The organism is Pseudomonas sp. GQ91 (genome assembly GCF_059758795.1).
The window spans coordinates 1-228 of sequence record NZ_JCAXED010000085.1 but is presented as its reverse complement, the minus strand read 5'-3'; the positions used below and the strand labels follow the sequence as shown (position 1 = coordinate 228).

Annotated in this window: 1 protein-coding gene; it reads left to right on the top strand. The window is 53.5% G+C overall.

Translation table 11 applies throughout. From position 1 onward, the window contains the following. The coding region (locus AC6CIA_RS26530) for an immunoglobulin-like domain-containing protein (RefSeq protein ID WP_498316136.1) at positions 1-228 on the top strand (228 nt) is incomplete at both ends.

The following is a 228-nucleotide window of genomic DNA, read 5'->3' as shown; positions in this document are numbered from 1 at the left end:
CGGCGGCAACTTCGAAAAATTAGAAGTTGCCGGCAACGGTGCGACCACCGTCGTCAATGACACCATTGATGATGTGAAGGTTGTGCTGACTGCCACCAACACCGTGGGTGAAGGTGGTCAAATCGTTTACACCGCATCGCTAGTCGACAAGGCTGGTAATGCTGTTACCAACATCACCAATCCGCTGACCGTGACCCTGGGCAATGGCGAGACCATCACCATTGGTGT